General features: G+C 56.5%; 5 protein-coding genes and 2 pseudogenes. 3 read left to right on the top strand and 4 right to left on the bottom strand.

The window, feature by feature from the left end; all coding sequences use genetic code 11:
• Positions 1-342 (top strand): annotated as a pseudogene (locus DU506_RS21820) (IS4 family transposase); the annotation flags it as partial.
• Between the two features lie 237 nt (positions 343-579).
• Here the strand turns inward: DU506_RS21820 and DU506_RS19950 are convergent.
• The 4 genes and pseudogenes from DU506_RS19950 to DU506_RS19965 form a co-directional block, all read right to left on the bottom strand.
• Entirely contained in the window at positions 580-1,146 is a 567-nt protein-coding gene (locus DU506_RS19950; protein ID WP_114488613.1) for a transposase, read from the bottom strand.
• 17 nt (positions 1,147-1,163) lie between these two features.
• Positions 1,164-2,152, bottom strand: a pseudogene (tnpC, locus tag DU506_RS22905) (IS66 family transposase); the annotation flags it as partial.
• 45 nt (positions 2,153-2,197) lie between these two features.
• Positions 2,198-2,554: an IS66 family insertion sequence element accessory protein TnpB gene (gene tnpB / locus DU506_RS19960; protein ID WP_114488614.1), complete on the bottom strand. Its 357-nt coding sequence runs from the start codon at positions 2,552-2,554 to the stop codon at positions 2,198-2,200.
• The gene (locus tag DU506_RS19965) at positions 2,551-2,763 is read right to left on the bottom strand and encodes a hypothetical protein (RefSeq protein ID WP_114488615.1); all 213 of its coding nucleotides are present in this window, start codon (positions 2,761-2,763) and stop codon (positions 2,551-2,553) included. The genes tnpB and DU506_RS19965 overlap by 4 nt, the downstream gene beginning before the upstream one ends.
• Positions 2,764-3,371: 608 nt before the next feature.
• On the opposite strand from DU506_RS19965, the gene DU506_RS19970 reads away from it, so the two are divergent.
• Both DU506_RS19970 and DU506_RS19975 read left to right on the top strand, forming a co-directional pair.
• Positions 3,372-7,934 (top strand): beta strand repeat-containing protein, encoded by a 4,563-nt coding sequence (locus tag DU506_RS19970; RefSeq protein ID WP_114488616.1) that lies wholly within the window; start codon positions 3,372-3,374, stop codon positions 7,932-7,934.
• Positions 7,935-8,125: 191 nt separating this feature from the next.
• On the top strand, positions 8,126-8,902 hold the full coding sequence (locus DU506_RS19975) for a SapC family protein (protein WP_114488617.1): 777 nt from the start codon (positions 8,126-8,128) through the stop codon (positions 8,900-8,902).
• The last annotated feature ends 434 nt before the right edge of the window (positions 8,903-9,336 follow it).

The following is a 9,336-nucleotide window of genomic DNA, read 5'->3' on the forward strand; positions in this document are numbered from 1 at the left end:
ATGCAGATTGAAGAAGGCTTTCGCGACGTCAAAAGCCCGCTGTTCGGGCTGGGCTTCGGGATGCATCAGTCTCGTCAAGGTAAGCGTATCGAGATCCTGCTGCTGATCGCCATGTTGGCCAGTGTGGCCATGATGGTGGCTGGCCTGAGCGTCAGGGCCAATGGGGAACAAAAGCGCTACCAGAGCAACAGTATCACCCACCGAAATGTCCTGTCGGTATGGCGTTTTGGGCTGGAATGGCTTCGCCGGCAGCCTCCTGGTGCTGTGCCCTGGCCGTCTTGGGCATCGCTTCAGGAAGCCCTGCGTGAAGAAGCGACTTCTCAAGCGTTACATGATGAATAGCATCAACTTCGTGGGGATCCGTCAGGTTTAAAATGGCCTGCTCTTCCTCCTGAGTCAGCTGCCTGCCTTGCGTAGCCTGTGGACGTTGATCCTCAGCAACAGCGCCACACTCTGATCGCCAACGTTTCAGCGTGCGTTCATTCACGTCGATAATCACGGCCGCTTTATAACGGGACGCACCACCCACAACCGCTTCGTCAAATAGCGCGATGAGCCTTGCACGTTCGTCGAGAGGCGTCAGTCGTCCTCGCCGCTGTCCGGATCCTCGCCGTACAAGGCTTCGAGCTTTTTTGAAAGCACCAGTAACGACGTTGTTTCTGCCAGCACCTTGTCTTTGCGCCGCACTTCCGCCTGGAGCTGCTTGATGGTCTTACGGTCTTCTTTACGCTGTTTTTGCGCCGCTTCTGCCTGCTCTTCTTGCCGGCCAGCACCCTGGAGGCAAGCCGCTTTCCATTGCTGGATTTGCTCGGGATAAAGGCCTTTTTCGCGGCAGTAAGCGCCAAGCTCTGTCTCCGACATCGTGGCCGTTTCGATGACAACGGCGAGCTTGGCGTCAGGTGACCATTCGTTGTCGCCTTGGGTGTAACCCGGCACAGGTACTCCTTTTTCTCGACACTTTCTTAACCAACTATACAGCGTCGCGTCAGAGATGCCTTCTTCCGTCGCGACCGATGTCACGCTGCGACTGTGGGGCGGCAACAGCTTTTTCAGGACGGCTGCTTTACGTTCTTCGGAATAACGTGGCGCATGGACTCCATGCCGCTCCCTCTGGATTTGATTTAGGCGATAACGCCAACCGGACAACTAGGCTGCCAGAGGGGGGTGACCAGGCGACCGGCATAGGCACCCAGCCGGCGCATGGGCACCCGACCGGCGCGGCTGGCGTCGTAGTCAAACAGCACCACCTGCTGGCCCGGTGGGCCGCCGCGCTGCAGCCACATGTAGGAAGTAGCGCTCGCCTTGCGGTCAGGCTCGGTATTGACCTGCAGCGTGGTCTCGTCCATGTGGATCAGCGGCGCCCGCAGAAGGTATCGGCGCAGAGCCTCGATCAAGGGTGTCATGCGTTCGCCGGTCTGGACCATCCAGCGGGCCAGGGTGTTGCGCGGGATCTCGGCGCCGTGCCGGGCAAGGATCTGGCTCTGCCGGTAGAGCGGCAAGGCATCCTGGTACTTGGCGGTGGCGACATAAGCCAGCAGCGTGGCGCTGGCGTTGCTCTTCGGCAGCAACTTGGCCGGTACCGGAACGACCCGCACACCCTCTTCGCAGACTGGGCAGGCGTACTTGTAGCGCACATGGCGGATCACCTCGACCCGTGCTGGCACGACATGAAGCTCTTCGCTGACGTCTTCGCCAATGACCTTGAGCTCGGCGCCATCCTCGGCACAGCGACGTTCCGCTTCGTCCAGCTCATGAACACCTCAACGCGGGGCAGCTCTGGTGGCAGGGCCACACGTCCACCGCGCGTGCGCTTTTTGGCCGGGGCAGGGGCGTTACCGTCAGATTTTTCAGAGAATGTTTCATCGATGGCATCAGTTTGAGCGTCATCCGCTGTACTGTCCTCTTCATCAACGGCCAACTCGGCCTCATTGATCAAGAGGTCACCCTGTTGGATGCCGTACTTTTCAATGGAGGGGCCAAACTGACGTTCCCGTGCCAGGCGGAACTGTTCATACAGAGACTGTTTGGCCGCTTCCCACTGCGCCTCTTTTTTCTCCATCAGGTGATGAAGCTGCGCGATCTCTTCCTGCTGCGCCTGTACCTGGCGTTGCAGTCGAGAGACAAGATGAGAGGAGGAAACGGCGTTTTTCATGCCTCAAAGGCTATCAAAAATCCCTGCAAAAGTGGAGTCAAAAAATCAGCCAACACACTGAAAATACAATGCTTTGTGAGGATTCACCGCTTTCAGGTCAACCCCATCCAGCAACCAGTTCAGCTCCTGGCCACTCAGCGTGACCGAGTCACCTTCCAGGTGCGTTGGCCATTTAAAGCGCTCACGTTCCAGGCGCTTGTACCACACCACAAAGCCATTACGCTCCCAGAACAACAGCTTCACCTTGTCCCGCTGACGGTTACCGAACACAAACAGCGCCTGATCAAACGGGTTCAGGTCCATGACTTCCTGAACCAGCAAGGCCAGTCCATCGATCTGCTTGCGCATATCCACCGGTTCGCGACACAGATAAACGTTCAGGTCGGCACTCGGGCGAATCATGGCGCCACCGCCACTTCAATAAACTGGGCGAGACGGTGACGTTTTGGGACTGGCAAGCCGCGCACGGTTAATCGCTTCTCCCGGATTAATAGATCGGCCAAGGTTAACCCCTGGTGCTTGGCATACAGGTTTAGCGGCATCTCCATCACGGAAGCGTGATACAGATGGCCGAGCCAAAAAGCCTGCATAGCGTTGAGTTCGCGCTTCATGAGGACCTCCTGGATAAAGAGAGCCTCAGTGTGGGCGGTAAAATTTAGCTTGAGTAGATGTGTTTAGTGGACCGTTTACACAGAAGAGCGGTGACATCATCCGTCCTCAGCTTCGCACCATAGGCTGTCGGTTCAAAAGGGCCCAGGCTGAAGCAGCGTCAAAACCAAGCCAATTACTGGACTTTCCTCAGTGCATCGTCTAGTCCGGCTACCCTCTTTGCCTAGGAAAAATTACCAGATTAATTCTAAAGTAGGTTGATTTTTCCTCCGGCTGGGTATTACATTGCTACTTTGATAAAAGGCACTCAATGCTATTTTTTCGTACGGCGCGAAAGAGTTTCTAGCTATTAGTAGGTAAATTAGGCTACGGGTGGTATGAGAAATTTTACTGTTATCTGTTGGAAAGTTGCTCATGCTCTGCAGCCGTTACTGCAACAGCTTTATTGCACCAATCCCCTCCATTTCCTCCATGACCTCTCGGAAGCGAGGTCAGTAAAAAGATTCGCTTCCGAGCGGCCATGGCGCCATGGCATCTACGCTCTTTGGGCTTCTCAATTGTCTGGGGCCCAACACCAGTGAATATATTCACAGCAAAGGAACTGAAAATTATGTCTCTTCAATTCAATAGTAGTTTTTACCTCGAGCAGTATCCGGATGTTGCCGCTGCAGGCATTGATCCCCAAGTTCACTTTGAAAACTATGGTGCTGCAGAAGGGCGCGCCCCTAATGCAACACTGCTGCCGGTGGCAGAAGGCTTTGACGAGCAAGCCTATCTTGACGCCAACTCAGATGTGGCAGCAGCCGTAGACGCGGACCAGCTTGAAAGCGGCTACCAGCACTGGGTGTTGTACGGTCGTTTTGAAGATAGTCGCCCTGAAGCCACCTTCAACAGCGGCACTCCAGTGAGCGAAGCGGCACCGGCAAGCATCGAAGCCCTGTTCAACGCCGAAGAATATCTTGAGCTCAACCCCGACGTGGCAGAAGCCGGTATTGACGCCTATGAACATTTCGTCAACTACGGCTCGGCAGAAGGCCGTGCGCCGAATGCAGCCTATGCGGAAGTAGCCACTGACTTCAATGCTCAGGCCTATCGTGATGCCAACCCGGACATAGACGCCGCGATTGATGCCGGTGCCAACTTCACTCCCTACCAGCACTGGGTGCTGTACGGACAGTTTGAAGCGTCCCGCCCCGAAGCGACCCTGAACGACGGCCGTACCGTCAGTGACGTTCTTGGTGGCGAAGAAGCGGTTGCTCCTACCTTCAGGCTCACTGAAGGTAGCCCGACCCAAGCCGTTGCAGCGTCCGACGCTACTGCTTCTGAGTATCAGATCGAAGCCGCCAGTGCCACCTTCGGTAACGCAGCCACCTTTAGCGTGATGCTGCCCGAAGCGGAAGAAGCGCTGGTTGTTGAAATCGATCCGGCGACCATCACCAGCGGTAACGGCCTGGCCACCAAGCTGAATGCCGATACGGCATTCGATGAAGCCGGTCTGGAAGCCTCCTATGCCAACGGCGTACTGACCATCACCGATACGCTTGGCCGTGAGCTGAGCGGCCTGTCGCTGACCGATGCCGGTAACGCTCTGGAGGAGTCCACCGCTTCCATTAAACTGCTGCAGAGCACCCTGCTGAGCGTTGACACCATTCGTGTCAACATCGGTGGCGAAGATCTGATCCTGCGCGGTATCGACGGTAGTGATACAACGACAGTCGTGGCTGATATCAAGAGCGAACTTGAACAGATCACTGATGCCGAAGGCAATAAGCCTTACGCTAACATCAAGGTTGCATTCGACGGTGATACGCTGACCCTTAGCGACGATAAGCTGCGCGAATTCACCAATCTGACGCTGCTGAGCCAGGGCGAAGCGTCTAGCGTCAAGTTCACTGTCGGTACTGTTACCGCAGTGCAGGATGAAGTGGCACAGTTGGTGCTGACCCTGGACGGTGATACTCAGACCATCCCGGTTGCTGATGTTAGCGTTGCTGACAACACAACTCTGGCGGGCCTGATTGAGACTGCTTTCAATCTGGAAGCTGGCTCTGTTTCCGCTAAGTTCAGCGAAGGTGTCCTGACCATTACCGATACCGAAGGCCGTCCGTTCGGCGTTTCCAGCCAGTTGCTGAACGACGGTGACGACGCTGTGGCTTCCGTCACTCGTCTGGGTCCGCTGACCGATGCCGTTGTGGCTGACGAAGTGGGCCAGATCAGCATCACCGTGGGTGATCAGACTGTTGAACTGGCCAATGTCGACCCGGCCAATATGACAGCACTCGCACAGCTGATCACTGATGCCTTTGACGCCGATGTTACCGCTACAGTTGATGGCGACGAAATTGTTGTTACTGATGCTGCTGGTCGTGGCATCAGCAACGTCTATATCGGTGAAGCGATTACCGCCGAGCAGGTCTCTACTGCTGAAATCAGCGGTCTGACTGATGTCACTGCAAACCTTGCAGACACTCTGACCTTGAAGGTTGGCGGTGAAGAGACGCTGGAAGTCACGTTGGACGAAACTACCGGTATTGCCGGCATCAAGACTGATCTGGACGCAGCACTCTTGACTGCAGGTCTCAACGGCGATGTAACGGTTACGGTTGAAGGCCAGTCCATCATCATCACCGATGCTCGCGGTCGTCAGCTGAGCGAAGTCGCACTGACTGATACCGACAGCGACATCGCGTCCAGCGCTACCATTGGCGGCCTGACCGACGGCGTCGAAGGTTCTATCGCGCTTGACCTGGGCTACGTCGAAGTGGCGTACAACAACGCCGCCGGCGAAGCACAAGATCCTGCTGTAGTCCAGGCGCCTTTCAATGCTTTCAGTGTTGAACTGCCCGCAATTGCTGATCTGGCTGACGCCGCTACTGGCGACACGTTGACTGTCTCCATCGGTGGTACGCCGGTCACTTTCACTGCTGCCAATAACAGCTTTGACGGTGTACAGGATGGTGGTGCTACCTACACGCTGAGCACTGATGGCACGACAGTGACAGTCGCTGCTGAAGCCACTTTCACCGTGAATGCGGGCAATGTCACGACAGATTTCGCAGCGCGTGAGGTTGTGGAAACAGAAGTGGTTGAGCAGGCAGCGACTCAGGCGGCACCGTTTACTGCGGAACTGCCGGCGATTGCTGATCTGGCTGACGCCGCTACCGGCGACACGTTGACTGTCTCCATCGGTGGTACGCCGGTCACTTTCACTGCTGCCAATAACAGCTTTGACGGTGTACAGGATGGTAGTAATACCTACAAGCTGAGCACAGCTGACACTGCCGTCACCATTCAGTCTGACTCGGACTTTACAGTCGACGCCAACGCAGATGTAACTACTGATTTTGCTGCACGGACTACTGAAGCTGTCGACCTGAGCAACGGTGGCGGCGATGCTTCACCTGCAACATATACGGTTGAGGCTGACTTCGGCACGCTGACGCCAGCTGCGGACGATACGTTGTCGATCACTATCGACGGCGGTACTACGTACGTTTCTACTTACGCTGGTACTGCTTGGGGTGAATTCAAGTTCGATACTGGCACCGACGGCGTTCTCGACGGCACAGCCCCGGCAGGTCTGTTCACACTTGCCACCGGTACAGAGGGTGCTAATCCGGTCGCTACCGTAACGCAGGAGGCAACTTTTACTGTCTCGGCAACGGAACTGAATGACGGTGGCGCTACTAAAACAGCGACGCTTACGCCTGTTGATGGTGGAGCTACCGCAGCAACTTACGCTGCAGACGTTAACTTCGGCACTCTGGCACCGGCCGCTGACGATACGTTGTCGATCACTATCGATGGTACTGAGTACGTATCGACTTATGTTGCTGGTGAAACCAATGCTTGGGGCGACTTCACGTTTAACGACAACGGCACTCCGGCATCTGCCCCGGCAGGTCTGTTCACACTTGCCACCGGTACAGAGGGTGCTAATCCGGTCGCTACCGTAACGCAAGATACTGACTTTACCGTTGCGGCTGCTTCGTCCACAGTTGCAGCACGCACCACCGAAGTAACTGCCGTTAATACTGATATCGTAGCTGCAGGTGACTTCAGTGCTGACCTGCCTGAAATTGCTGATATCGGTAACACCGCGACTGGTGACGAGCTGACGGTCAGCATTGATGGTGCGCCGGTTACATTCACCGCTGCCACTAATAGCTTTGATACCGTTTCGGCAAGTGGTTATACCCTTGCGGTTAACGGCACTGCAGTCTCCGTGACAGCTGACTCGGCATTCACTGTCAATGCGGGTAACGTGACAACCACTATTGCTGCGCGTGGTGACTCGACTCAAGCGATTGCTGATGCCATTGATGCGACGGGCTCCGAAGCTTCTTGGGCGAGCGCAACAGATTTCGTTACCGCTTTGCAAGCAGAGCTTGGGGCTACCTTTACTGTTGAGTACTTCGCTGAAGACGGTAGCCTGGTGATCCAGGGCGACGACGGCCAGACCATCACTTCAGTCAGCACGCTGACGAAGAAAGACGGTGTATTGGTTGGCAGCGAAGCGGCTATTACCGCGGGCGTTGAGCGTGAGGACGGTGACACCTCTGCCATCAATCTGGGCAGCATCGCCATCGACAACTCTGAAGCCGCTGGCAACCAGGCACTGGTTGGTGTCGACGCTACCCTCGAAGCTGAAGGCTCCGTCGAAGGCATCAATGCCGAGCAGGTCGGTAGCAATGCTGCCGTGACTGACGCTACCGAGGCGGAAGTCGCCAACTTCGGCAAGTCCTACTTCGAAGGTGTTGTAGAAGGCTCCGATGCCGGTGTTATCGGCACCTTTGCTCAGGTAGAGGAAGGTGTCGCAGCCGTCGAAGGCTCTGCCTGGACGGCGACCTTCGCTGTCGACCTCGAAGGCGAACTGGCTGAAGACTACACCTTCAACCTGAGCCTGACCGAAGTGCTGGGCGAAGACGCCGCTGAAGGTGCTGAAGCCGCTGTGTTCAACTTCAGTGTTGACGCGGTTGCCGGTGAGACCTCTGCCGACGTACTGGCCAACATGGTTGCTGCCATCGACGCAGACGCCGCCTTCGCAGCCGAGCTGAACGAAGAAGGCCAGCTGGTCGTTACCGCTGCCGACATGGCCACCAACTACACCATCGAATCGGGTGTGGAACTGGTCGGTGCTCAAGAAGAAGCGCCTATCGTCGAAGCTGCCTAAGTTTAGGCACTCGATACCGGGGGAGGGCAACCTCCCCCTTGCTCCTTCGACGTCATCGGGTGGTGCCGTACAGGCCGCCTGATGCAGTGAGAGCCAAGGCTCTCGCTTGCCCCTCAGACGTACGTTCTAACCCCCGGCCTCGGCTGGGGGTTTTTTGTTAGGCTACCGGTACCACGCTATCTGGAGATCCCATGAGCCGCTATATCCCATTAAGTACCGAGCGTTTTGGCGACAAACGCTGGACCCGCTTTACCGACTACCGCCACGCCCAACCCCTGCACCTGGTGCCCATCATGGCCCCGGAAGTCAGCCGCTTGGCAGGGCAGCTACCGTTGGTGTTCGCCCGCGATGGCCAAGGCAAGGTCAGCCTCTGCGCCTTGACCGGCCTGACCGAGCACAAGAACCACTGCCTGAATGGCAACCACCGCTGGCAGTTAAGCTACGTGCCTGCGTTTCTTCGCACCCACCCGTTTCGGCTGATGGCCCCACCTAAAGGCAAGGGCGAGCCTAACCAGCGCGTGCTCTGCGTGGATGTGGAAAGCCCCTGGGTCGGCGAGCAGGGCGAGGAAGCCTTCCTTGAGGGTGATCAGCCCACCGCCCTGGTGCAAGAAACGTTGCAGGCACTCGGCAAGCAGGCCAAGCACTTCGCCCTGACCGAACGTGCCTGCCAAGTGCTGATGGAAGCCGAGGTACTCACCCAATGGCCCCTGACCGACCATAAAGGCCAGCCGATCAACGGCCTGCTACGCCTCGACGAAGGGAAGCTCGCCAAGGTCACCCCCGAAACGCTGGCCAAGCTGCACAAGAGCGGGGCACTGGCGATGGCCTACGCCCAGGCGATCAGCACCCACCAGCTCGCCGCCCTCAAGCACCTGGCCGAAACCTTTGATGCCGACTACCGCCACGTTGATCTGGACAGCGTGTTTGGTGACGGTGACGACGACTTGCTGTTTGATTTTGACAACTGAAGGAAGACCCCATGAAAAACCGTTTATTACTGCTTAGCCTCCTGCTGCTGCTTGGTGGCTGTGTACCCTTCGTGCCGATTATTTGAAGCCCTTGATTGGACTGCTCATGGTCGACTCATGCCGACCCCCGTATGGCGCTGTGATCTGGTCACGGAATAATGAGTAGCTGAAGGATAAGCGCGAATCCAAGCGTGGCTGATAATCCGGTAATGGACTGTATTGAGCACCCCCGGCTGTTATTTTTAATGGTGAGCGCTTGGCTCACCCCACTGACAAGGACGTTGCATGGCCAAACTCTGGCGAATCAATCTAAACAATGGTTCGGACAGTTTCATGACGCAATAGCGCCGTAATGGCACATCTCATCAAAGTCGGGTCGGGATTTTATGTCATTGAAGTCCAGACCCAAGTAGGAAGAAAAGCGTTCCAGCAGG

The organism is Vreelandella rituensis (assembly GCF_003336665.1).
In the GTDB taxonomy this organism is placed as follows: domain Bacteria; phylum Pseudomonadota; class Gammaproteobacteria; order Pseudomonadales; family Halomonadaceae; genus Vreelandella; species Vreelandella rituensis.

Bases quoted from the DNA above. Each gene is read 5' to 3' on its own strand.
- DU506_RS19970 (WP_114488616.1), top strand. From the start codon at position 3,372: ATGTCTCTTCAATTCAATAGTAGTTTTTACCTCGAGCAGTATCCGGAT.
- DU506_RS19965 (WP_114488615.1), bottom strand. From the start codon at position 2,763: ATGAAGCGCGAACTCAACGCTATGCAGGCTTTTTGGCTCGGCCATCTG.
- tnpB (WP_114488614.1), bottom strand. From the start codon at position 2,554: ATGATTCGCCCGAGTGCCGACCTGAACGTTTATCTGTGTCGCGAACCG.
- DU506_RS19975 (WP_114488617.1), top strand. From the start codon at position 8,126: ATGAGCCGCTATATCCCATTAAGTACCGAGCGTTTTGGCGACAAACGC.